This window comes from Salmonella sp. 32070601201500089SM (assembly GCF_017573605.1).
Classification (GTDB): domain Bacteria; phylum Pseudomonadota; class Gammaproteobacteria; order Enterobacterales; family Enterobacteriaceae; genus Salmonella; species Salmonella enterica.
Map to the genome: position 1 here is coordinate 34,128 of NZ_JAGETK010000012.1, position 22,993 is coordinate 57,120.

At 50.7% G+C, this 22,993-nt stretch carries 20 protein-coding genes; 7 read left to right on the plus strand and 13 right to left on the minus strand.

From position 1 onward, the window contains the following. Position 1: 1 nt before the first annotated feature. The 5 genes from bcfB to J4728_RS17815 form a co-directional block, all read right to left on the minus strand. Entirely contained in the window at positions 2-688 is a 687-nt protein-coding gene (gene bcfB, locus J4728_RS17795) for a fimbrial biogenesis chaperone BcfB (RefSeq protein WP_000742551.1), read from the minus strand. A gap of 100 nt (positions 689-788) precedes the next feature. Further along, positions 789-1,331 carry a fimbrial protein BcfA gene (locus J4728_RS17800; protein WP_000743357.1) on the minus strand — a complete coding sequence of 181 codons (543 nt, stop codon included), beginning with the start codon at positions 1,329-1,331 and terminating at the stop codon, positions 789-791. Between the two features lie 429 nt (positions 1,332-1,760). Next, a complete protein-coding gene (locus tag J4728_RS17805) occupies positions 1,761-2,465 on the minus strand; it encodes a winged helix-turn-helix transcriptional regulator (RefSeq protein WP_000738617.1) in 705 nt (234 codons plus the stop codon). A gap of 280 nt (positions 2,466-2,745) precedes the next feature. Next, positions 2,746-5,742: a chitinase gene (locus J4728_RS17810; protein ID WP_208212157.1), complete on the minus strand. Its 2,997-nt coding sequence runs from the start codon at positions 5,740-5,742 to the stop codon at positions 2,746-2,748. Between the two features lie 91 nt (positions 5,743-5,833). After that, positions 5,834-7,924: a glycosyl hydrolase family 18 protein gene (locus J4728_RS17815; RefSeq protein WP_208212158.1), complete on the minus strand. Its 2,091-nt coding sequence runs from the start codon at positions 7,922-7,924 to the stop codon at positions 5,834-5,836. A 380-nt stretch (positions 7,925-8,304) separates the two neighbouring features. Here J4728_RS17815 and J4728_RS17820 point away from each other — a divergent pair, with 380 nt between their 5' ends. Together J4728_RS17820 and J4728_RS17825 are read left to right on the plus strand one after the other, a co-directional pair. Then, a complete protein-coding gene (locus J4728_RS17820) occupies positions 8,305-8,748 on the plus strand; it encodes a transcriptional regulator (RefSeq protein WP_000860681.1) in 444 nt (147 codons plus the stop codon). A 16-nt stretch (positions 8,749-8,764) separates the two neighbouring features. After that, positions 8,765-9,298 carry a glycoside hydrolase family 108 protein gene (locus J4728_RS17825; RefSeq protein ID WP_001068132.1) on the plus strand — a complete coding sequence of 178 codons (534 nt, stop codon included), beginning with the start codon at positions 8,765-8,767 and terminating at the stop codon, positions 9,296-9,298. A 60-nt stretch (positions 9,299-9,358) separates the two neighbouring features. Here the strand turns inward: J4728_RS17825 and J4728_RS17830 are convergent, their stop codons facing one another. The 4 genes from J4728_RS17830 to dnaK all read right to left on the minus strand — a co-directional run bounded on the left by J4728_RS17830 (position 9,359) and on the right by dnaK (position 14,199). Further along, positions 9,359-9,703, minus strand: a complete 345-nt coding sequence (locus J4728_RS17830; protein WP_000026889.1) for a phage holin family protein — start codon at positions 9,701-9,703, stop codon at positions 9,359-9,361. A 126-nt stretch (positions 9,704-9,829) separates the two neighbouring features. Continuing rightward, a complete protein-coding gene (locus J4728_RS17835) occupies positions 9,830-10,777 on the minus strand; it encodes a LysR family transcriptional regulator (RefSeq protein ID WP_000534911.1) in 948 nt (315 codons plus the stop codon). 280 nt (positions 10,778-11,057) lie between these two features. Beyond that, positions 11,058-12,197 (minus strand): molecular chaperone DnaJ, encoded by a 1,140-nt coding sequence (gene dnaJ / locus J4728_RS17840; RefSeq protein ID WP_001119009.1) that lies wholly within the window; start codon positions 12,195-12,197, stop codon positions 11,058-11,060. 85 nt (positions 12,198-12,282) lie between these two features. Then, on the minus strand, positions 12,283-14,199 hold the full coding sequence (dnaK, locus tag J4728_RS17845; protein WP_000516125.1) for a molecular chaperone DnaK: 1,917 nt from the start codon (positions 14,197-14,199) through the stop codon (positions 12,283-12,285). 348 nt (positions 14,200-14,547) lie between these two features. On the opposite strand from dnaK, the gene J4728_RS17850 reads away from it, so the two are divergent. From J4728_RS17850 to satP, 3 genes are all read left to right on the plus strand, one after another. After that, entirely contained in the window at positions 14,548-14,952 is a 405-nt protein-coding gene (locus J4728_RS17850) for a DUF2541 family protein (protein ID WP_001258090.1), read from the plus strand. Positions 14,953-14,987: 35 nt separating this feature from the next. Beyond that, positions 14,988-15,701, plus strand: a complete 714-nt coding sequence (gene msyB, locus J4728_RS17855) for an acidic protein MsyB (RefSeq protein WP_001103477.1) — start codon at positions 14,988-14,990, stop codon at positions 15,699-15,701. Positions 15,702-15,850: 149 nt separating this feature from the next. Further along, a complete protein-coding gene (gene satP, locus J4728_RS17860) occupies positions 15,851-16,417 on the plus strand; it encodes an acetate uptake transporter (RefSeq protein ID WP_000528527.1) in 567 nt (188 codons plus the stop codon). 56 nt (positions 16,418-16,473) lie between these two features. Here the strand turns inward: satP and mog are convergent, their stop codons facing one another. Together mog and tal are read right to left on the minus strand one after the other, a co-directional pair. Beyond that, positions 16,474-17,064, minus strand: coding sequence for a molybdopterin adenylyltransferase (mog, locus tag J4728_RS17865; protein ID WP_000380373.1), 591 nt, complete (start codon positions 17,062-17,064; stop codon positions 16,474-16,476). 110 nt (positions 17,065-17,174) lie between these two features. Further along, positions 17,175-18,128 (minus strand): transaldolase, encoded by a 954-nt coding sequence (tal, locus tag J4728_RS17870; RefSeq protein ID WP_000130175.1) that lies wholly within the window; start codon positions 18,126-18,128, stop codon positions 17,175-17,177. A gap of 268 nt (positions 18,129-18,396) precedes the next feature. Between tal and J4728_RS17875 the strand changes: the two genes are divergently transcribed. After that, the gene (locus tag J4728_RS17875; protein ID WP_208212159.1) at positions 18,397-19,827 is read left to right on the plus strand and encodes a sodium:alanine symporter family protein; all 1,431 of its coding nucleotides are present in this window, start codon (positions 18,397-18,399) and stop codon (positions 19,825-19,827) included. Positions 19,828-19,905: 78 nt separating this feature from the next. After that, positions 19,906-20,679, plus strand: a complete 774-nt coding sequence (gene yaaA / locus J4728_RS17880; protein WP_017466062.1) for a peroxide stress protein YaaA — start codon at positions 19,906-19,908, stop codon at positions 20,677-20,679. A 93-nt stretch (positions 20,680-20,772) separates the two neighbouring features. On the opposite strand, the gene thrC is transcribed toward yaaA, so the two are convergent. Together thrC and thrB are read right to left on the minus strand one after the other, a co-directional pair. Beyond that, positions 20,773-22,059 carry a threonine synthase gene (gene thrC / locus J4728_RS17885; protein WP_001748841.1) on the minus strand — a complete coding sequence of 429 codons (1,287 nt, stop codon included), beginning with the start codon at positions 22,057-22,059 and terminating at the stop codon, positions 20,773-20,775. A gap of 3 nt (positions 22,060-22,062) precedes the next feature. Beyond that, positions 22,063-22,992: a homoserine kinase gene (gene thrB, locus J4728_RS17890; RefSeq protein ID WP_000241685.1), complete on the minus strand. Its 930-nt coding sequence runs from the start codon at positions 22,990-22,992 to the stop codon at positions 22,063-22,065. Position 22,993 lies beyond the last annotated feature (1 nt).

The following is a 22,993-nucleotide window of genomic DNA, read 5'->3' on the forward strand; positions in this document are numbered from 1 at the left end:
ATCATGAAGCTGGACAAACGCGTGCTGGCGTCGTTGCGCCAAAATCGTTTACCGTGCGCAAAGATACCTGGCCGGGCGTCGCCGGGAGAGTGATCGCGCCTTTCGGCGGAACCATAGTATTCGGCAGTTTTTTCCCCGCGCTGTACAGTTCAACCATCGAAACGTAGTACGGCGAAGGGTTAGTAATCGTTAGCTGGCCGCGCTCGTTACGGCAGCGAAGCGTCGACGGGGCATGAGCTGGCGCCTCCGCCAGATTTTTCGGGCGGATAAATAGCTTAATCACGCTTTGCGTCGCAATTTGCAGGGAGTTGCCGGTCAATTTATTTTTATCGACAGAGGGTATCGCTTTACTGTTTAAATAAAATACGCTTTCGCGATCGGTCGGTAATGACGGCCCGACATACATAATACGTAATATATTTTCTTTTTTAGGCTGGATCACAAAGAGAGGCGGCGTAATGATAAAATCCGTCGAGCGTGAACCATCGGCATTGGCGACCCATGACTGAATTAAAAAAACATTGCTGGCAGAAGAATTAATAATCGGCAAGGAGGTTTGCTTACTTCCCTGCGGATAAATCACCCTGGTCGCGCCCAGCGCAATGCCTCCCGCCTGCGCGGCAAACGACAGGCCGGCCGCCGACAGCAGTAGCAATAATCGAAGGAAAATCGGTACGTTTTTTTTCATCTGCGTAATATCCTGATGCCGTCGGTTTGTTACGCGCAGTGACGCGCGTAACGCCCCTTTCTCGCCTCCCAACAGACGAGAAAAAAATCCCGATAAGGAATCAGGAATAAACCATGCTAAATGTCGCCGTCGCGGTAACATTACCGGCAGTCGCCGTACCGGTAGCGATATAATCCACGCTAAGCGGAATAACGTTTTCGCCATCGTTCAAGGTAACAGTACTGGACGATTCACCGATATTCAGCGCCTGGCCATCTGGTCCATAAAGTTGTAATGCCACATTCGTCGCCGAACCTGCCCCAGCGGTATTCGCCAGCGACCCCGGCTGGTTTGCGTCCTGTTGACCATTAAAAATCACCGCCGCATTCTGGCTGGTCTGAGTATCGCAGTCTTCCAGTTTGATGGTGAAATCTTCTTTTTGATTCGCCACCATACCGGCCTCGGTTAATTTACTGGCGCGAACCTGGCCTAATGTCACGGTCTGATCGACAGAGTCAGCGGAAACAGAACAGGCGGCGTCAACGACCTGTCCGACAAAATTTACCGTACCGCCAGTGACGGTTGTAGTATCCGCTTGCGCGGTGGACAACATTCCGCCAAAGGCAATGGCAGAGACCATTAATGCTAGTACAGGCTTTTTCATTCAAGCTCCTTTTAAATATAAAAATGAGGGTAATCAGATTTTTTAACGAAACGGCTGCTGATATTTCTTCACAGCAATATCACGACTTTTTCTTATGCGAAAAAAAGTGTCTTCTTGTTCTGATATAAATGTCAGAGGCAATAAAACAGCCACTCAACGTCGTGAGTTAATCTTTACGTTATAATGAGATAACGATGTTATTAATTATTAGCAAGCCAACGGCAAGTTGCAATCATCGACATTTGGTTTTATAGGACCAGGCATAACCTGTTGTTTTATATTAACTTTACACCAGTCGTTCGGCCTATCTCCTTTAGCCATATTGACTTTTTAAAAATAGCTTTCATAACAACCTTCAGTAAAACATTCTATTAACGATACCAGGCAAATTCAGTCGAGATATGTAAATATATCGTTGCGTATAGTACATTAATACGCCACTGGTAGTTTTCCGAGCGCCGTCAGCCGCCCATTATCAATATGGATATACCCGCCTTTTTTTAGTTCAGACAGAATCTTCATAGTCCGACTGCGCGATATCCCGGTACGCCGTTGAATAAAATTCAACACGATAATGCTTTCCCGGTAGGCCTGTGGATAAGCCCAGATTTCAGTCAGCAGCGCCCGAACTTTCAGATAAGAATCGACGCCGACTAATTCACGATCGCGCGCGCTCATCACCATCAGACGGTAAGCCAGACAACGGGCCACGTCGTGCCACAAATCGCATTCATCGGCGATTTTTATAAAATCCGGCAGGCGAACAAATCTACCGGTACAAACCGTTTCTGCGAGCAAAAAGTGTTCCGGTCGCGCGGGGACGTTATAGGTAGCGCCATAGCTGTCAACCATACCCACGACCGATGGCGCAAACGATGAAGATATATGGAGTCGTTTGTCATCATGACAGAAAGAAACAACGCCTGACTCCAGTAATACAATGTAGTGTTCATCATTTGCCTGTAAATAAAACTCATCGCCGATACCCAGCGTAAACGGTTGACCAAATGGCAACAAGGCCGAAAATAAGGCATCAATTGCCGCGTGAGGTTTAGCCTGCTGAGAAAAAAGAAAAGAGTGTAATGAATTCTCATTATTATCTTTAGCAAAAGCGTCGTTCATCATTTTTTTCATTAACGGTTGTCTACTCAATGTAGCGTCACAGTATAACCTCTCAAAAAGTACTTAAATTAATAATAAATAACATCGCTATGCAGTATTTCTGTATTCACAACGCACTAATACGCAATATTTTTAAGATTAAGACAATTCTTAATACAAAATGATTACAGAAAATTAATAACAAATTACGCATAAAGAATGAGAGGTCAGGGGGCGCAGGAAAAGAGATTCGAAAGAACGCGCCTTCGAATCTCAAACTAATAGTCCAGATTAATGCAAATAAGCAGTGATATTATCTGAAATAGCGAGGGGTAGCATAATACTCTACCATTTTATCCGCCAGCCAGCCGCCGTCTTCACCGTTAGAATGGATTGTCGTAATACTGATAGTAGAACCACCGCCCCATAAGATCGAAAAGACGTTAAAGTCCGGTAGGTTCAGCGCCTGCATCTGGCCCCAGTCATACCCTTTATCTTTACGTAAAAAGTCGCCGACGGTCGGGACGCCGTAAGTCGCGCTATTTAAGGCCGTATTGAGTAGCTGCAAAGAGAGCGTGTCAGGATCGCTGCCAATACGGGCGTCACCCATAAAAAAGGTTCCGCCGGATGCAAAGTGCGCAGCGCTGATTTTACTGACGCCCTCTTCTACTGTAGGCATATGGCCGCCAGGGATTTGCCACAGCATGGCGGGCGTCAGCAGCGCTTTCGTCACCTGTTTGACCATCGCCAGGTAATTAAGCCAGCATGTCGCATTCCAGCCATAGTGGGCAAGCGCATCAGGACTGAAACAGTCACGCTCAAATTTATCAAACGCAATAAAGTCCGGCGCATATTCTCCGCTATAAACGCCCAGTTCATGAATAAATCCGGCGATCGCCTGCCCTTCTGCTACCGGATCAGCGGTATCGCGCAGCACCCAGTCCGCCGTTCCTGTCGCCCAGACATTCGTCTGCCAGCCAAAAGCCACATCCGGGGCAAACTGACGAACAAGATAGTTCACCGCCTGAATATAGCCGTAGAGATCGTCGCTAAACGTCGGCAACGAAGGCACGATAAAGCCAGCCATCGCCGGTAATGCTTGTATCGCCGCCGCCAGTTGGGCATTCACCGGCACACTGTTTTTTTGCCGTACTACGGTATAGCCATACGGTCCTTGCTGTAGCGCCCCGAGGAAATCCGGGTTAAGCACAAAGGTGGCCGGGACAGGATGCGTCTCATCTTTGTATGACTGCGCCGCCAGACACTGGGTAATAAAGTTACCAAAATGGTTACGTAGCTTTTGCGCATCCTGTAAATCCGCCAGCGCGCTACCGCCGCTGGCATTCGCGGTATAAATGACCATTACCGGCATGACGCTACGCCCGGCTTCTTTTTCTATCTGGCGCACCAGCGCAACGGTTTTATGGATCGGTAACGTCGCGTAATCCAGAAAACCATCCCCGTTCACGTCAACCTCCGCGGCCGGAACCGGATCGCCGCCGCCGTCAAAACCATCGTATTTAAACAACGCGCTAAACGGTATATCGCGATAAAGAGAAACCGTCTCTGGCGCGTTAACCGTCACGCCGCCATGAGCAAGGTAATCAGGCCAACCTTTTACCTGTAGCGTCACGCCGGGCAGAAACTCCAGCGCCACATGGTTGACCTTTTGCAACAACCGTAGCGGCCCGGCCTGTTCACAACGCCACGGCACGCTGTCGATGAAAATATCGTCCGTCTGAACATCATACAGCCCAGGCGCAAAGCGTAATGCCAACGTCTGCCGATCGCTGCCGCTCTCCAGCATTAATGAGTATTGATATTTACCGCTGCTGAACAGATAACGCTGCGGCGCGACGCCATCGGGCAGACCCAGTATAGTGGCATCCACCGTCACGAAACTCGCCGTGTCGAGCGCTGACTGTTGGTAAGCGACAGCAACCTCGGCAACCTGCGCCGCAGCAGGGATAAAACCCGTAAGCTGTATGGGTGCCGCTATAAAGCGGTTATTAATCATCGCAGGCTGTAGATTGACCGTATAATGATGCCCCGCCAGTAGCCGGGTGATTAACTGCGGTTGGTTGGCGATCAGCGTGACGGTACGCTCATCCGCTTGCGTAACATCGGCGATCTCAACGGTCAATTTCGCATTACCAAGCGCAGGGGCGTCAATCATCAGACGCGCGCTGGCATAACGGACAATTGGCAGACAGGATACCTGGACCTGCGCGGCGGCATCGCCGGATTGCAGCGTAACGGTAAAAGAGGACTCGACTGGCGCGATTTGCATCTCATCATTCGCCAGTACCGGTACGGTAAGCCGATACGTTCCTGCGCTAAGATCGCCTATTGTCAGAACCTCTCCCCACTCACCGACAAAGCGCCGGGTTTCGCCGGCAGGAAACAGCAGCTCAATCACCGGTTTGAGCGCCACGGTCTGCGTCATGGCAGGAAAATGAACGCAAACTTTTCCCTGACGGGCAGGATCATGGGCCAACGTCGCGCTCAAATCGCTGATGGCAACTGGCGTCTGCGTGGCGGCCAGATAGCACTGTAATTCGGCGGTATCCCCCGCCGCCAGCATCAGCGCGCCGTCATGATTAATGGTGATGGTATTCTTCTCGATGGGCCATCCCCCATCGCTGGCCAGCGTCACGGCCTGATTCCCCAACATTGTTCCCTGAAACGGGCTGTAGGGATCGGGGTGCGCGCTGGCCGTAAAATTCAGTTGAAGCTGATTGAGATCTACCGCCTGGGCGTAGAGGTTGGTCAGCGTAAAGGTGACGCGTTGATACCAACTTGCGGTATTCAACTCGCTAACGTTAAGCGTAAGGCCGTGTTCCTGAAGGTCATTGTCCTTTTCCGGCACATCGGGTTCGGCGGGTTGTTCGTCTGCGGCGGGTATCGCTGGCGTCTCCTGATCGGATGGGGTTGCAGACTCTGCGTCTTCGGATGACGATGACGCCAGCGTCAAGGTGATGGCGGACATTTTTACCGGCACCTGCGTCGCCGCGAGGCTGAAAGAGAGCGTCCCGCGTTCGCCCGGCTGAAGAAGTAATGCATCGCTGTTATTAATGATGATGTTGTTAGTTTCCAGCGTGCCATACGAACTATCATTCAGCGTAAGCGGCAGGTTCCCTTTGAGCGTACCGCCGCTATTTCCCCATGGGTCGATGTGCCCGGAAGCCGTGAATGATATTGCGGCATGGTTCATATCGACCGCATTACCGCTCTCATTGATGAAGGTTAAGGTAATTTTTTGATACCAGCTGTTGACGTCAAATGCGCTGGCGTGAATGGAAATGGTCATGGTCTACTCTTCCTCTGTCCCTGGTGGAGAAAAGCCCCGGTAAACCGGGGCTTGAATCATGAAGCCCAATACATCGGCTTAATACCGTGTATTAGTAAGCGCCAAGATCGGTCCATGCACCGCCGACACCGCAGTTCAGGTCAGGCTGGTTGCCCATAGACCACCATTTCACCTGATAGTTATGGCCTTTCCAGCTAACGATTTCGAAAGAACCCCAGTTTGCGCCATAAACGGTAGAAGCATCCCACTGCGCGTAAGGTGACGTTTTGTCATCTGCTGGCGTATCATCCTCAGCCGGCGTGGTCTCTTCTTCCTCGTCCGGTACAGGAACGATAATCTCTTCTTCCTCTTCCGGTTCCGGTTGAACCTGAGATAGCGCAGGCACAGCCGTCAGAACAAAGCGCTGTTGAGAGGACGGTTCGTTGTAGCAGTCGCGTACAAACAGGGTGAACTGGAAGGCTGTTTTTTCGCTAACTTCCGGTACCACAACCTCAATGATTTCAGCCGTTTTGTCTGCCACAGTGATTTGAGAAGGCACGCCCCAGCTAAAGGACAGCTCATCGTTATCTTCATCAGAAGAACCTGCGCCAGACAGCTGTACCGTAGATCCGCCTACGACCAGCAGTTCAATCGCCGCTTTCGGCGCGTGGTTGACCTTCTGCGCGTCGTCGCTGTCGCTCTGCTCTTCATCTTTTTCTACATTGATACCTTCAAAGTAGAACGGTTCCATATCGATAACTTCAGATTCGATTTCATAACCCAGACCTTCACGCACGGCGTTAACCAGTACGCCGTTGTCCTGATCGATAGTCCAGGTAAACACGCCGCCCAGGCCCAGTTTCGCTGCATATTCGCCTTTTGCTTTGACAGTACGCGGCGTATCCAGGGATAAAAACAGTTTGGATTCCGGGCTATACAGGTAGTCAGCATCAGCGACCTGGTCGGTGTAAACGTTGAAACCGTTACGGCCTTTCTGGTTTTCCAGATCCAGGTAGCTATAAATGACGTCATACCATTCGCTGGTGCCGGATTCGAAGGAACCGGTAGTAGGGCCTGAACCTGGGTTGTAAGAACCTTTCAGCGGCGACAGGGATTCAATTTCTACCTGACGAGCGTTACGGGTATAGCCGGCATAACCGATGTTGATACGGTCAGCGGAGAAACCTTCCGCCAGCAGGTGATCAACGATAGTTTCGACACCCTCTTCCAGCGCTTTGCGGTTGGTGTGGTGGCCCAGCGTTTCCGCCCACGGCGTACCGAAGAAGTCATAGGTCATCAGGTTGATGCCATACAGGCCGGCAGCCATCAGATCTTTTACTTTCGCATAGTCAAAAATAGTAGTGACAGCAGAAGCGGCAATAGAGATCTTCACATTGCTCAGACCCGCGGAATCCAGCTGTTTACGCAGTTCGGCAATCAGCAGCGCGTAGTTAGCGCCATCTTCCGGACCAAACGGGTTGCCCGCCCCTTCATTGTTCGGGTATTCCCAGTCAATATCCACTTCGCTGAACATCGGGAACTGTTTGAACAGTTTCACCACGCCTTTGGCGAAGATTTTACGAGAAGAGTCAGAAGCGGCGGTTTCGTGGAACCCGTTACTCATGCTCCAGCCGCCGATACTCATGGAGAGCGCCAGCGTGTGACCTGCGGCTTTCGCTTTTGCCTGCATATCACGCAGCGCGCCCAGCAGCCCCTTGGCGTTAGACTGAGTTACAGTCTTCGGATCCACATCCCAGCCGCTGACATCAAAGCCGAGGTTGATATAAGACTGGAAGTCGCCCCATGGGTCGAGGAAGGTCGGCTCATATTTCACTTTGCCGCACAGCGCTGCCGCTTCTGCTACGACATCGCGGTCTTCTGTATCAATTTTTCTGAAACCGGTGATGCCAACAAAGCCAAAAATCAGTTTGTCATAAGCCGTCGGTGAAACGTTGGTTAAATCATAACCACGGCCCGGTTGGGACATATTGCCTTGCAGACGGCTGTCATACTGTGACCAGTCGGTGTAATAACCGAATACCTTCGGTTTAGTCGTGGAATTTTTATATTTATTGTATACCGGTTTCGCAACACGAGCGGAAGTATAGCTTATTTTATCATCGCTTGTTGCAGGGTCAAAACCATTCGCTGCATGGGTAGTTTCAGTAATCGTATCGCCTTGAATCAGTTTGCTTGTAGCCATTTTCAAATTTCCTTTTACGTTTCAAAATTGTCGCAGCTCGTTCTGCGGGGTCCATAATCGTTACAGGCATAAAAAATAGCTAATCACAAAACATCATCTTTTTAGATGATATAAAAATCATAAAAATGAGGTTAACAACACCGTCTATCGAAGAGAAAACAATACCTTTCAGCGCCCGCTTACTCCGTTCTGGTGAGAGCATAGTAAATATCATTTATCATGTAATTAAATATCATTTAATTTCAATGAAATAATGTGATTACACTCGCTATAGACAATGACAATACAATAAAACCAGTGACATTTATTGGATTAAGACATTTCTCATACAATATAGTCACCACAGACAACCAGGATGTACATTTCTAAAGGAAGACGTTATGAAAACTTATATCATTAATAGCAACTGCATTTACAATGAAGGTAAATATGAACTGAGGACGGTCTCAAATTCACAGGTTATTAAAATGACTGCGATGAGAGCCAAATGCCTCAGTTTCATCATCGAGAATGCTCATCTGGAGATTATCGAGCGACAAAAAATAACCACTGCGTTATGGGGAAGTCGAAGCCACTATGTTAATGATGCAAATCTAACGCAGATTCTCTATTTAATCAGACGTGACCTTAAAGCGCTTGGTATTAACGATCTTTTTATTACCATTCCAAGACAAGGTCTCAAAGTGAATAGTGATATCGCCATTATCGCGACGGATAGCGAAACAAAGGGAAGAAAAAAACAGATTGTACGGCAAACCATCGCCGCCCTGACGACCGTATTTTCAGTAACGTTAGGTTCTCTCATGTATCTGCATATTCACTAAGCGAAGGAAAGGGAAGATGAATCCAATTATAGATGGAATTATTGCGCTTGAAGGCGGTTACGTATTTAACCCTAAAGATAAAGGCGGCGCCACCCATTGGGGCATTACCGAAGCCACGGCGCGAGCGCATGGCTATGCTGGCGATATGCGGGATCTGACCCACGCTGAAGCCTACGCGATTCTCGAAGAGGATTACTGGATAAAACCAGGCTTTGACGTCATCTCGACGCTATCGTGGCCAGTCTCCTTCGAGTTGTGCGATGCGGCAGTCAACATAGGCGCTTACCACCCCAGCGCGTGGCTGCAACGCTGGTTGAACGTCTTTAATCACGAAGGTAAACGCTACCCGGATATTCATGTGGATGGCAATATTGGCCCGCGGACGCTTGCCGCTCTCGAACATTATTTGGCCTGGCGAGGCCAGGAAGGGGAAGCCGTTTTGGTGAAAGCCCTCAATTGCAGTCAGGGCACGTACTACTTAAACGTTGCTGAAAAAAACCACAATAACGAACAATTTATTTATGGCTGGATCAAGAATAGAGTGACCTAGACCCGGCTGAAAAAAGACGCGTAAAAGGCTCACGGATGAGCCTGATACTGCGAATGATAATTAATCTGAATTATTTCCTTCGATAATTTTTTTAATCCGTCGCCCAAGAATTTTTAAGATCGGACTCGCGAAAACACCGCCTAAGCCTGCCGCCAACAGAACAATGTTGAAACTGCATTCTTTTTCGATTGCAATCGCGCTTAACAAGAAACTGGTGAAGCAGGAAATCACGATCTGCGTTAAGCAATATTTAATACTTTCATGAGAACTATTATATTCTGTCTTATCTTTGCGTAAAAGATAGCTGACAAAGCCTCCCCACGCGCCAATCGAAATAATAGTGAGTAAGATCTCTAGCTCCAATAGCACAACTTCCGTTGTCGACACATGGTTGGGAATAGACATTTTAACACTCCGAAATCATTATAAATGAATAATTAACACAAGGAGTGTAAGCGCCCTGTCAGAAGGGTAAAAATCAAAGCACATCATTTAAAACCATATTAAATCAAAGCGTAAAAATGAGGTGTATTAACGACGGAAGGAGGAAAGCGTTTGTAACATACTTACCATCTCATTAATCGTCGATATATTTCTACTATTTTTATTCCAGGATGCATAAACCTGAACTGACTTCAAAGCCAGTTCGGGCGGAGGCTGAATAAATTTAATGTCATATTTACGATGATTTTTATAAAAAAGCGCTAATTTCAAAGGCATCAATGCAATCAATGAGGTTCGTTCGATCATGCTCATCAAACCGTTAAGCGAATCACTGCGATAGCCGACAATACGCCTGCCAGTATAGTAAAGCTCATCCTTAAATAACTCGCTATCATGATATATCACTGAAGCCCCCATCCCCGGCTGATATAACGCATGACGCGAAGAATAAAAATGATGTAGCGACAGTTGTGAGAGGGTACTCAGCATGTGTTTACTGCTGCAGATACAAACAAATGATTTAAAACTATCAATGATTTGATTCTCTATGCCGGACTCCAGCAAAGGTTCGGCACTAATCAACAGATCGCCTTGCGCAGTAAACAGAAGTTCGCTGATATGCTCCCGACTCATATTTCTGACAGTGAAATGATTTATCAAAATACGGTCAAATATATCGCTGTTATAGAGCTGAGAAAGATAATAGCTTTCAACAATATCACTGCCTAATAACGTTATCTGGAACGCTTCATCTTTTTTGCTATTACAGAGAAATGTGTCATCCACCAGTTTCATCACCTGACTGAAATTTTGGTGAATGTCGACAGCCTTAGCTGTGGGGATGAGCCCGCCTTTCCCTCTGCTAAACAGTTCTTCCGGGTAATAACTCTGCAGGCGCTTTAACGCCAGAGAAACGGCAGCCGGTGTAATGCCTAACTTTTTTGCCGCCATAGCCGCATTTCCTGACAAAATAACAGCGTCAAGAATTTTGATTAAATTATAATCAAAGCTCTTGTTGGCACCTTTCGATCCCATTCGCTGTCTGCCTCCGGAAACTAAAAAAAGCAATATAGATAATACTCAAGATAAATCAATTCACAGCATCTAAAAAAGCAATCATTAATGTCATCACATCACGTTTTTTTAAAGAATAAGCGTATACAAAACTGCTGATTAACATCAATTTGTTTATCAGTAAAAACAAAATATCAACAAATGAGAGGATACGATGCGTTTAACAGAAGCCTGGGCGCGTACAGGCAGAAAAAAGCCCGGATATACACCCGGGCTGAAGAAAAATACAACGGGAAAAAGATTAGCGAGTCAAATCGTCAAAGAATTTTTTCACGCCGTCAAAGAAGCTTTTTGAACGCGGGCTGTTTTTCTCTCCCGTCGGGCCGCCAAAACTTTCCTGAAGATCTTTTAGCAATTGCTTCTGTTTTTCGCTCAGACCGACCGGCGTTTCAACCACCACACGGCACAGCAAATCGCCCTGCGCGCCACCGCGTACGGACTTCACGCCTTTGCCGCGCATACGGAACAGCTTGCCCGTTTGTGTTTCGCTCGGTACTTTCAGCATCACACGACCATCTAACGTCGGCACTTCAATTTCACCGCCCAGCGCCGCCATCGCAAAGTTGATCGGCACTTCGCAATAAAGATTATTGCCTTCACGCTCGAAAATAGGGTGTTGTTTCACCTGGACCTGAACGTACAAGTCGCCTGCCGGTGCGCCATGCTCGCCCGCTTCGCCCTCGCCTGCCAGACGAATACGATCGCCGGTATCCACGCCCGCCGGGATTTTAACGGACAGAGTTTTACTCTTTTCAACACGCCCATGACCGTGACATTTATGGCACGGATCTTTGATCAGCGTACCGCGGCCCTGACAGTGTGGGCAGGTCTGCTGTACAGCAAAGAATCCCTGGCGCATCTGTACCTGACCAGAACCATGACAGGTCGGACAGGTTTGCGGTTGCGTACCAGCTTTCGCGCCGCTGCCGTGGCAAACGTCGCACTCCTCCAGCGTCGGAATACGGATCTCTTTGGTCACGCCACGCACCGCTTCTTCCAGGGTGAGATCCATGTTATAACGCAAATCAGCCCCACGCGCCGCACGTTGGCGACCACGCCCGCCGCCAAAGATATCGCCAAAAACGTCACCAAAGATATCACTGAAATCAGCGCCGCCATTAAAGCCGCCGCCAAATCCGCCGCCCATACCGCCTTGTTCAAACGCGGCGTGACCATACTGATCGTAGGCTGCGCGTTTTTGCGCATCGGTCAGCACTTCGTAGGCTTCTTTAATCTCTTTAAACTTAGCTTCGGCCTCTTTATCACCCTGATTGCGGTCCGGATGATATTTCATGGCCAGGCGCTTATACGCCTTTTTGATTTCACGCTCTTCCGCTGTTTTGGAAACGCCTAAAATCTCGTAGTAATCTCTTTTCGCCATCTCTTTTTATCTGCCCTTAACATGCATACACGGGCGGAGAGGAAACCTCTTCGCCCGTGCCAGTAATTACCCGTTCAAAGGGCGATTATTTTTTATCTTTTACTTCTTCAAACTCAGCGTCGACAACGTCGTCATCTTTCGCGTTGTTTGCAGAAGCGTCAGCGGAGCCAGCCTGCTGCTGCGCATGTTGCTGCTGAGCGATTTCCATCAGTTTCTGAGAAACCTGCGCCAGTTCCTGCATTTTCGCTTCGATAGCGGCTTTATCTTCGCCTTTCAGGGCAGTTTCCAGCGCGTTCAGGGCAGACTCGATAGCGGTTTTGTCATCAGCCGGCAGTTTATCGCCTGCTTCTTCAACCTGCTTACGGGTGCTGTGCAGCAGATGGTCGCCCTGGTTACGGGTCTGAACCAGCTCTTCGAACTTACGGTCGGATTCAGCGTTCGCTTCTGCATCGCGAACCATTTTCTGAATTTCTTCCTCGTTCAGACCAGAAGATGCCTTGATGGTGATCTTCTGCTCTTTACCGCTATTTTTGTCTTTCGCGGAGACGTGCAGGATACCGTCAGCATCGATATCGAAGGTGACTTCGATCTGCGGCATACCGCGCGGCGCCGGGTTGATGCCATCCAGGTTGAACTGACCCAGAGATTTGTTATCAGACGCACGCTTACGCTCACCCTGCAGCACATGGATGGTTACCGCAGACTGGTTGTCTTCCGCAGTAGAGAACACCTGGCTGTGCTTGGTCGGGATGGTGGTGTTTTTGGTGATAAGCGGAGTCATCACGCCACCCATCGTTTCGATACCCAGAGACAGCGGGGTAACGTCCAGCAGCAGTACGTCTTTCACATCACCGGTCAACACGCCGCCCTGTACCGCTGCGCCGATAGCCACAGCTTCGTCCGGGTTAACGTCTTTACGCGGCTCTTTACCAAAGAACTCAGCCACTTTTTTCTGCACCATTGGCATACGGGTCTGACCGCCAACGAGGATCACGTCGTTGATATCAGACACGGACAGGCCAGCGTCCTGCAGTGCGACTTTCAGCGGCTCGATAGAACGGTTCACCAGATCTTCAACCAGGCTTTCCAGTTTCGCACGAGTCACTTTGATGTTCATGTGTTTCGGACCGGTGGCATCTGCGGTAATGTACGGCAGGTTCACGTCGGTCTGCTGCGCAGAAGACAGCTCGATTTTGGCTTTTTCTGCGGCTTCTTTCAGGCGCTGCATGGCCAGCGGATCGTTACGCAGGTCAATGCCCTGATCTTTCTTAAACTCGTCAACGAGGTAGTTGATCAGGCGGGTATCGAAGTCTTCACCACCCAGGTGGGTATCACCGTTGGTTGCCAGAACTTCAAAGGTTTTTTCGCCATCAACTTCGTCGATTTCGATAATAGAGATATCGAAAGTACCACCACCGAGGTCGTAAACCGCGATAGTACGGTTGCCGACTTCTTTATCCAGACCGTAAGCCAGCGCTGCGGCAGTCGGTTCGTTGATGATACGTTTAACCTCCAGCCCCGCGATACGACCAGCATCTTTGGTTGCCTGACGCTGCGCATCGTTAAAGTAAGCCGGTACGGTGATAACCGCTTCAGTTACCGGTTCGCCCAGATAATCTTCAGCCGTTTTCTTCATTTTCTTCAGCACTTCGGCAGAAATCTGCGGCGGCGCCATTTTCTGACCTTTCACATCAAGCCATGCGTCGCCGTTGTCGGCGCCGATGATTTTGTACGGCATGATAGAAACGTCACGTTGAACTTCTTCGTCCTGGAAGCGGCGGCCAATCAGGCGTTTAATCGCAAACAGGGTGTTTTGCGGGTTTGTCACTGCCTGACGTTTAGCCGGCTGACCAACCAGAGTTTCACCATCCTGGGTATAAGCAATGATAGAAGGCGTAGTGCGATCGCCCTCGGCGTTCTCCAGCACGCGTGCCTGCGTTCCATCCATAATCGCTACACAAGAGTTGGTAGTACCCAGGTCGATACCAATAATTTTACCCATCTAAACGTCTCCACTAAAAATTCGGTCATCATGTGGTTGTGAATCTGTAATAAGGGCGAAACGTGCGGTTTCAACTACCCTGAATCGTTTTTTTTCAGACTCACCACTGCGGTTGACTACAAGATGGGGTCGTAACCCACGTCATCAAGGGGGAGATGAAAAAATTTTTTAGTGACGAGAGGGCGCGATGGAAAACCAGACAGATAAATATTCATGAAATAAATTAAAAAACGAATACCATTCACAGAAAAATTGTAATAAAAAGAAAAGATTACAAAACTGAATCGTTGCCATGAGCAGAGTATGATAGACGGTAATTGCTTATTGAACCCGTCAAAGAGAAATTTCATGCGATCTGTGTTAACGATTTCCGCCAGCCTGCTTTTCGGCCTGGCGTTAAGTAGTGTCGCGCACGCGAACGACCATAAAATACTGGGTGTTATTGCCATGCCCAGAAATGAAACGAACGATCTCACGCTGAAAATTCCCGTCTGCCGCATCGTGAAGCGCATTCAACTCACGGCGGATCACGGCGACATCGAACTTAGCGGCGCATCCGTCTATTTTAAAACTGCGCGTAGCGCCAGCCAAAGCCTGAACGTCCCTTCCTCAATCAAAGAGGGCCAGACAACAGGCTGGATCAATATTAATAGCGATAACGACAACAAACGCTGCGTATCAAAGATTACCTTCTCAGGCCATACGGTAAATTCTTCCGATATGGCGAGACTTAAAGTCATTGGCGACGATTAATCGCTGTTATTTCTATTCCAAAAGCCAGACTGAAAATGAACGTCACCTATTTACACGACGAGGATTTAGACTTTCTTCAGCATTGTAGCGAAGAACAACTCGCCGATTTCGCCCGTTTGCTGACGCATAACGAAAAGGGCAAGGCTCGCTTGTCGAGCGTCCTTAGTCATAACGAACTGTTCAAAGCGATGGAAGGTCACCCGGAGCAACACCGCCGTAACTGGCAGCTCATTGCCGGCGAGTTTCAGCATTACGGCGGCGACAGTATCGCCAACAAATTGCGCGGACACGGAAAACAGTACCGCGCGATTCTGCTGGATGTCGCAAAACGGCTAAAACTCAAAGCAGATAAAAGCATGTCGACGTTTGAAATAGAACAGCAACTGCTGGAGCATTTTTTACGTCATACCTGGCAGAAGATGGACGCGGCGCATAAGCAGGAATTTCTGCAAGCCGTAGACGCCAAAGTTTCTGAACTGGAAGAACTGCTGCCGCTGCTCATGAAAGATCGCAGTCTGGCAAAAGGGGTCTCCCACCTGCTTTCCACCCAGCTTACCCGCATTTTGCGTACCCATGCCGCAATGAGCATCCTGGGCCACGGATTGCTGCGCGGCGCAGGTCTTGGCGGCCCGGTCGGCGCGGCGTTAAACGGCGTCAAAGCGATGAGCGGCAGCGCGTATCGCGTGACTATTCCGGCGGTCTTGCAAATAGCCTGCCTGCGACGAATGATGGCAGCCGTTCAGGCGTGAATGCCCTCACTGGGGGAAATATTTTCTTTTCCCCCTTATTAGATCATAGACAGTCCTCTTCCCCCTGATTATTATGCCGCGCCCCGAATACGGAACTCGTTATTCTGGGAAACTATTTCACCATTCAATTATGATGATTTTGAGGAATTATGGGCAACACTAAGTTGGCTAATCCGGCACCGCTGGGCCTGATGGGCTTCGGCATGACCACCATTCTGCTTAACCTGCACAATGCCGGTTTTTTCGCCCTGGACGGTATTATTCTGGCGATGGGGATTTTCTACGGCGGTATCGCGCAAATTTTTGCCGGTCTGCTGGAGTACAAAAAAGGCAATACCTTTGGTTTAACGGCCTTTACCTCTTACGGTTCGTTCTGGCTGACGCTGGTCGCTATCCTGCTGATGCCGAAAATGGGTCTGACGGATGCGCCTGACGCTCAGCTACTCGGCGCTTATTTAGGTCTGTGGGGCGTGTTCACGCTGTTTATGTTCTTCGGTACGCTGAAAGCCGCCCGCGCGCTGCAATTTGTTTTCCTGAGCCTGACCGTACTGTTCGCTCTGCTGGCGGTCGGCAATATCACCGGTAACGAAGCAACTATCCATATCGCAGGCTGGGTTGGTCTGGTTTGCGGCGCCAGCGCTATTTATCTGGCGATGGGTGAAGTGCTAAACGAGCAATTTGGCCGCACTATTCTGCCAATCGGCGAGGCGCACTAAATCTCTTTTATTCCTCCCGCACCGGGAGGAATAACCCTACTATCAGTATTTTCCGGTCAGGACGACATATTCTCACGTCTGGCGCTCTTCGGACGGAAAGCGGCAACCACTTCCGGCGCGGTTTCGACATACGGCCCGTCAAGCAGCTGTATGCAATACGGCACGCTCGCAAAAATGCCCGGCACGCTAACGCTGCCATCGTCCGCTTTTACGCCTTCCAGCGTTTCTTTGATCGATTTTGGCTGTCCAGGCAGATTAAGAATTAACGCCTGTTTACGGATAACGCCCACCTGGCGGGAAAGAATGGCGGTCGGCACAAAGCGCAGGCTGATCTGGCGCATCTGTTCGCCAAAACCTGGCATTTCACGGTCGGCGATGGCAAGGGTCGCGTCCGGCGTGACGTCGCGACGCGCCGGACCGGTACCGCCAGTGGTCAGCACCAGATGACAGCTCATCTCATCAACCAGTTCACACAACGTTTGCTCGATAATTTCCTGTTCATCAGGAATTAAGCGCCGTTGGACCTCGAAAGGCGTGGTCAGCGCAGAAGCGAGCCACTCCTCAAGCGCAGGAATGCCTTTATCCTGGTAAACGCCGCTTGAAGCGCGGTCGGAGATAGAAACTAAGCCAATACGTAAGGTATCCATGATTATTCCGTTTAAACAGTCTCGTTAAACAGAATGATACACTGCGAAGGGAAGGACAGACAGGTTTCAGAAGAGGTAGCGTGACCCATATCAGGGCCACGCGTTAATGATTACAGCAGATCGCCGATCATTTTTTCCAGTTTTTCCTGGTCTACCGCAAACTTACGGATACCATCCGCCAGTTTGTCAACCGCCATAGGGTCCTGGTGATGCTGCCACAGGAACTCGGCTTCGGTAATGCGTTCCGGACGCGCTTTGACTTCGCCGGAGAAAGAGAGCTTACGCTCAATCGCCCCTTCGCTTTCCGCCAGTTCTTTCAGCAATGCCGGCGCGATAGTCAGACGGTCGCAGCCCGCCAGCTCCAGAATTTCGCCTACGTTACGGAAGCTTGCGCCCATAACGACGGTTTCGTAACCATGCTGTTTGTAGTACTCGTAGATTTCCGTTACGGAAACCACGCCCGGATCTTCAGCTGGCGCATAGTCTTTCTTGTCGGTATTGGCTTTATACCAGTCAAGAATACGACCTACGAACGGCGAGATCAGGTAGACGCCCGCTTCGGCGCACGCACGCGCCTGCGCGAAGGAGAACAGCAGCGTCAGGTTACAGTTGATGCCTTCTTTTTCCAGCTGTTCGGCTGCGCGAATGCCCTGCCAGGTGGACGCCAGCTTGATCAGGATACGATCGTTGCTGATACCCGCATCATTGTAGAGTTTAATGATACGTTTTGCTTTGGCGATAGACGCTTCAGTGTCATAAGACAGACGCGCGTCAACTTCGGTAGAAATACGCCCCGGCACCAGCTTCAGGATTTCCAGGCCAATATTCACCGCCAGCTTATCGGTCGCGTCAACAACCTGCTGCGCGCGGTCGCTGCTCTGCTGCTTCGCCCAGGCGACAGCATCGTCAATCAGCTTACGATATTCCGGGATTTGCGCTGCGTTAAGAATGAGAGAAGGGTTAGTTGTAGCATCCTGCGGCTGGTACAGCTTCATTGCCGCGATATCTCCGGTATCAGCCACTACGGTGGTGAACTGACGAAGGGAGGTCAATTTGTCCGTCATGATAGAGTTTCTCTTTAAACAGCTTGTTAGGGGATGTAACCGGTCTACCCTGATGATAACACGACGCACTCACAGCGCAACCGCCTACATGCACCTGGCTGCCCTTGTGAACTGTTTGCGTATCTGCCGACGGTTGATGCGCAATTAAAGGATACCGCCGTATTTATGGTAAACTGCCGTTAATATTAGTCTGACAAGGTCATCTACATCATGGGTCACGCTTATACAGGATCATCAAAGCGTGACGGCATCAACAAGAGGGACGTTAATGCCTGAGTTTTTCAGTTTTATTAACGAAATACTCTGGGGCTCGGTAATGATTTACCTGCTGCTCGGCGCAGGATGTTGGTTTACCTGGCGTACCGGATTCATTCAATTTCGTTATATTCGCCAATTTAGCCGCAGTCTGAAAGGCAGCCTTAGCCCGCAGCCAGGCGGCCTGACGTCATTTCAGGCACTGTGTACCAGCCTCGCGGCGCGGATTGGCAGCGGTAATCTGGCCGGCGTGGCGCTGGCTATCGCCGCAGGCGGTCCCGGCGCGGTATTCTGGATGTGGGTCTCGGCCATCATTGGCATGGCGACCTCCTTCGCCGAGTGTTCGCTTGCCCAGCTTTATAAAGAACGTGACCCAACAGGCCAGTTCCGCGGCGGCCCGGCGTGGTATATGGCGCGCGGGCTGGGAATGCGCTGGATGGGCGTGGTTTTCGCCCTCTTTCTGCTCGTCGCCTACGGGTTGATTTTTAATAGCGTGCAGGCGAATGCCGTCTCACGCGCGCTCCATTTCGCCTTCAACATTCCGCCGCTTATCTCCGGCATTGCTCTGGCGTTCTGTGCCCTGTTAATTATCATCCGCGGCATAAAAGGCGTCGCCCGCCTGATGCAATGGCTGATTCCCCTCATCGCGTTATTGTGGGTCGCCGGCAGCGTATTCATTTGCCTCTGGCATATTGAGCAAATGCCTGGCGTTATCGCCTCGATAGTCAAAAGCGCATTTGGCTGGCAGGAAGCCGCGGCAGGCGCAGCCGGATATACGCTCACCCAGGCTATTACCAGCGGTTTTCAGCGTGGGATATTCTCTAATGAAGCGGGAATGGGGTCAACGCCTAATGCAGCCGCAGCGGCAACGTCGTATCCACCTCATCCTGTCGCGCAGGGGATTGTGCAAATGATTGGCGTATTCAGCGACACCATTATCATCTGTACAGCCAGCGCGATGATTATCCTGCTGGCGGGGAATCACGCGTCCCACTCGTCAACAGAAGGCATTCAGCTTCTCCAACATGCAATGGTTTCGTTGACCGGTGAATGGGGCGCCAGTTTTGTCGCGCTTATCGTCATTCTGTTCGCGTTCAGTTCTATCGTCGCCAACTATATTTACGCCGAGAACAATCTGTTTTTTCTGCGGTTACATAACGCAAAGGCCATTTGGCTATTACGCCTTGCGACGCTTGGCATGGTCATCGCCGGTACGCTCATCAGTTTTCCGCTGATATGGCAGCTTGCTGACATGATCATGGCCTGTATGGCTATTACCAATCTGACGGCGATTTTGTTGCTCTCACCGGTGGTGTATACCCTCGCCGGCGATTATCTGCGACAACGGAAACTGGGCGTAAGACCGCAGTTCGATCCGCGGCGCTTCCCGGATATCGAACCACAACTGGCGCCAGATACCTGGGATGCGGCATCGCGCGATTAAGCCGACAATCGCAACCATCGGTCAACTCTGCGGCGTTTTTTTGCTAAAGTCGCAGAAAATTCCCTGCAAGGACTGGATATGCTGATTCTGATTTCGCCTGCAAAAACGCTTGATTATCAAAGCCCGCTGGCCACGACCCGCTATACCCAGCCGGAGCTATTGGATCACAGCCAGCAGCTTATTCAACAGGCCCGCCAGCTTTCGGCGCCGCAAATTTCCAGGCTGATGGGAATTAGCGACAAACTGGCGGATCTCAACGCCACGCGTTTTCATGACTGGCAGCCTCATTTTACGCCGGATAATGCACGCCAGGCGATTCTGGCGTTCAAAGGCGATGTTTATACTGGCCTACAGGCGGAAACGTTCAACGACGCGGATTTTGATTTTGCTCAACAACATCTGCGTATGCTCTCTGGCTTGTATGGCGTATTGCGCCCGCTGGATTTAATGCAGCCTTATCGTCTGGAGATGGGGATTCGCCTGGAGAATCCGCGCGGCAAAGATCTTTATCAATTCTGGGGCGATATCATTACCGATAAGCTCAACGAAGCGATTGAAGCGCAGGGCGATCGGGTGGTAGTGAATCTGGCCTCCGAGGAATATTTTAAATCGGTGAAGCCGAAGAAACTGAATGCCGAACTGATTAAGCCCGTGTTCCTTGATGAGAAAAACGGCAAGTTTAAGGTGGTAAGCTTCTACGCCAAAAAAGCGCGCGGACTGATGAGCCGTTTTATTATTGAAAACCGCTTAACGAAGCCGGAACAGCTTACCGCGTTTGACCGTGAAGGGTATTTCTTTGATGAAGAAACCTCCACACAAGACGAGCTGGTCTTTAAACGCTACGAGCAGTAACGACATCGCCGGATGGCGGTTACGCCTTATCCGGCCTACAAATCGGCGCCACCCCATAGGCCCGGTAAGCGACAGCGCCACCGGGCGCAATGGTTACTGGCGGGTCATCATTAGCTTACGCAGGGCGGCAAAATCCGCAGGCAGATGATGTGAAAGCAGCGGCAGATCGGCGCGTTCGGCGAGCGCTTCAGGCAAGGCCAGCGTTTCTCCCAGAATGGACTCCACGCTTTCTTTAAACTTCGCCGGATGCGCCGTTCCGAGAAACAAGCCATACTCGCCAGGGTTTAACTGGTCGCGTAATGCCCGATACGCTACCGCCGCATGAGGTTCCGAGATATAACCTTTCGCTTTCAGCTCGCGCATCGTCTGTTGTGTCGTAGAATCATCCACCGCCGCATAGCCCAGCTCAGTCAGACGCCAGATTTTACGGCGGAATAGCTCCTCCACACGCGGCCAGTTATTCGGCTGGCTGACATCCATCGCATTCGACAGGGTCGCCTGCGTCGCTTTCGGCGCCCACTTCCCGTCATGCAGAAAACGCGGCACCGTGTCGTTGACGTTGGTGGCGGCGATAAAACGTTTCACCGGTAGGCCTAACGACTTCGCCAGCAGCCCTGCCGTCAAATCGCCAAAGTTGCCGCTGGGGACGGAGATCACCAGTTGGTTACGCGCCCCCTGCGGCAGTTGCGCCACGGCTTCAAAGTAGTAGCAAATTTGCGCCAACAGGCGGCTGATATTAATCGAATTAGCCGAATTCAGCCCCAGCGCCGTTTTCAGCTCTTCGTCATCAAATGCCTGTTTCACCAGCGCCTGGCAAGCGTCGAAATCGCCGTCGATCGCCACGGTTTCAATGTTGCCGCCCAGAGTACAGAACAGTTTTTCCTGCAACGGACTGATTTTACCGCGCGGGTAGAGAATGACGACCCGCACATTTTCCAGGCCATAGAACGCGTGAGCCACCGCCGCGCCGGTATCGCCTGACGTTGCGGTCAGAATCGTCACCGGTTTGTCGCCGCTGATATGCGTCAGCATTTGCGCCATAAAACGCCCGCCGAAGTCTTTAAAGGCCAGCGTCGGACCATGGAACAGCTCCAGGCAGCCGACATCGCTTTCTACCTGCGCTACCGGCGCCGGGAACGCAAACGCCGCGCGGACGCGCTCTTCCAGAATTTGCTGCGGTATTTCATCGCCAATAAATGCCGAGAGGATCTTTGCGCTACGGCTGACAAAGTCCTGGTTGAGCATCTCATCAATTTCCGTCAGGCTAAACTCCGGCAGTTCGTGCGGAAAAAAAAGTCCCTGCTGTTTGCCCAGTCCTTGCGTGACGGCCTGCGCAAAGCTGACCTGCTCATTATGGTCTTTCAGATTATAGAGTTTCATTGATTATCCCACTACTCGTGCGCCCGCCGTATCCAGCCGGCAAATATGAACGAAGCCTTCCTGATTTTGCAGATAATGTTTGCTCAGCCAGTCCGCGACGCGCTGCGCCGTCTCCGGTTTATCGCATAGCGCAAACAGCGTCGGCCCCGATCCTGAAATCCCGCTCGCCAGCGCGCCGATCTCCGACACCGCCTGCCGCGCCTGGCTAAAGCCCGGCAGTAAACGCGCGCGGTATGGTTCGGCAATAACATCTTTCATCAGCGCGGCGGCAAGCTGCGGCTGCCGCGAGTAACAGGCGTGAATAAAACCGGCCAGATGCCGTCCATGCGCAATGCAATCCTGACGGCGATACTGCGCAGGCAAAATGGCCCGTGCTTCTGCGGTAGAAACTTTAATGCCCGGATAAGCCAGTACCCATAGCCACTCATCAAAGCCCGGCACCTGCTGACTAATAATGCCGTTTTCTTCAATCATCAACTGCATACCGCCAAGAAAGCACGGCGCGACGTTATCGTAATGGATGCTGCCGGAGATACGGCCTTCCAGCTCGCCCATCAGCGCCAACAGACGCGTGTCGTTTAACGGTTTGCCGCAGTGCTCATTCATCGCGACCAGCGCAGCGACGACGGAACAGGCGCTGGACCCTAACCCGGAACCAATCGGCATATTTTTTTCCAACGTCATCGCCACCGGGATGGTTTTCCCCAATGCCTGGCAAAAACGTTCCCAGCACTGATAAACAATATTTTCACGCGGCTCCGGCGGCAGTTTATCGGCAAATCGCCCCAGGTTATGCAGACGGAAATGGTCCGCTGCTTCAACGGATACCACATCGCCCAGCAACGTGCCGTCAACGGGTGTGACGGCTGCGCCCAACACGTCGAAACCGACGCTCATGTTCGCGCTGGAAGCCGGGGCATACACTTTCACCATG

What these genes read in the sequence shown, in the direction of transcription:
- mog (WP_000380373.1), bottom strand. Translation starts at nt 17,064, where the DNA reads ATGGATACCTTACGTATTGGCTTAGTTTCTATCTCCGACCGCGCTTCA.
- dnaK (WP_000516125.1), bottom strand. Translation starts at nt 14,199, where the DNA reads ATGGGTAAAATTATTGGTATCGACCTGGGTACTACCAACTCTTGTGTA.
- J4728_RS17825 (WP_001068132.1), top strand. Translation starts at nt 8,765, where the DNA reads ATGAATCCAATTATAGATGGAATTATTGCGCTTGAAGGCGGTTACGTA.
- J4728_RS17875 (WP_208212159.1), top strand. Translation starts at nt 18,397, where the DNA reads ATGCCTGAGTTTTTCAGTTTTATTAACGAAATACTCTGGGGCTCGGTA.
- J4728_RS17835 (WP_000534911.1), bottom strand. Translation starts at nt 10,777, where the DNA reads ATGGGATCGAAAGGTGCCAACAAGAGCTTTGATTATAATTTAATCAAA.
- bcfB (WP_000742551.1), bottom strand. Translation starts at nt 688, where the DNA reads ATGAAAAAAAACGTACCGATTTTCCTTCGATTATTGCTACTGCTGTCG.
- J4728_RS17830 (WP_000026889.1), bottom strand. Translation starts at nt 9,703, where the DNA reads ATGTCTATTCCCAACCATGTGTCGACAACGGAAGTTGTGCTATTGGAG.
- thrC (WP_001748841.1), bottom strand. Translation starts at nt 22,059, where the DNA reads ATGAAACTCTATAATCTGAAAGACCATAATGAGCAGGTCAGCTTTGCG.
- dnaJ (WP_001119009.1), bottom strand. Translation starts at nt 12,197, where the DNA reads ATGGCGAAAAGAGATTACTACGAGATTTTAGGCGTTTCCAAAACAGCG.
- J4728_RS17805 (WP_000738617.1), bottom strand. Translation starts at nt 2,465, where the DNA reads ATGAAAAAAATGATGAACGACGCTTTTGCTAAAGATAATAATGAGAAT.
- tal (WP_000130175.1), bottom strand. Translation starts at nt 18,128, where the DNA reads ATGACGGACAAATTGACCTCCCTTCGTCAGTTCACCACCGTAGTGGCT.
- satP (WP_000528527.1), top strand. Translation starts at nt 15,851, where the DNA reads ATGGGCAACACTAAGTTGGCTAATCCGGCACCGCTGGGCCTGATGGGC.
- J4728_RS17850 (WP_001258090.1), top strand. Translation starts at nt 14,548, where the DNA reads ATGCGATCTGTGTTAACGATTTCCGCCAGCCTGCTTTTCGGCCTGGCG.
- yaaA (WP_017466062.1), top strand. Translation starts at nt 19,906, where the DNA reads ATGCTGATTCTGATTTCGCCTGCAAAAACGCTTGATTATCAAAGCCCG.
- thrB (WP_000241685.1), bottom strand. Translation starts at nt 22,992, where the DNA reads ATGGTGAAAGTGTATGCCCCGGCTTCCAGCGCGAACATGAGCGTCGGT.
- msyB (WP_001103477.1), top strand. Translation starts at nt 14,988, where the DNA reads ATGAACGTCACCTATTTACACGACGAGGATTTAGACTTTCTTCAGCAT.
- J4728_RS17800 (WP_000743357.1), bottom strand. Translation starts at nt 1,331, where the DNA reads ATGAAAAAGCCTGTACTAGCATTAATGGTCTCTGCCATTGCCTTTGGC.
- J4728_RS17820 (WP_000860681.1), top strand. Translation starts at nt 8,305, where the DNA reads ATGAAAACTTATATCATTAATAGCAACTGCATTTACAATGAAGGTAAA.
- J4728_RS17815 (WP_208212158.1), bottom strand. Translation starts at nt 7,924, where the DNA reads ATGGCTACAAGCAAACTGATTCAAGGCGATACGATTACTGAAACTACC.
- J4728_RS17810 (WP_208212157.1), bottom strand. Translation starts at nt 5,742, where the DNA reads ATGACCATTTCCATTCACGCCAGCGCATTTGACGTCAACAGCTGGTAT.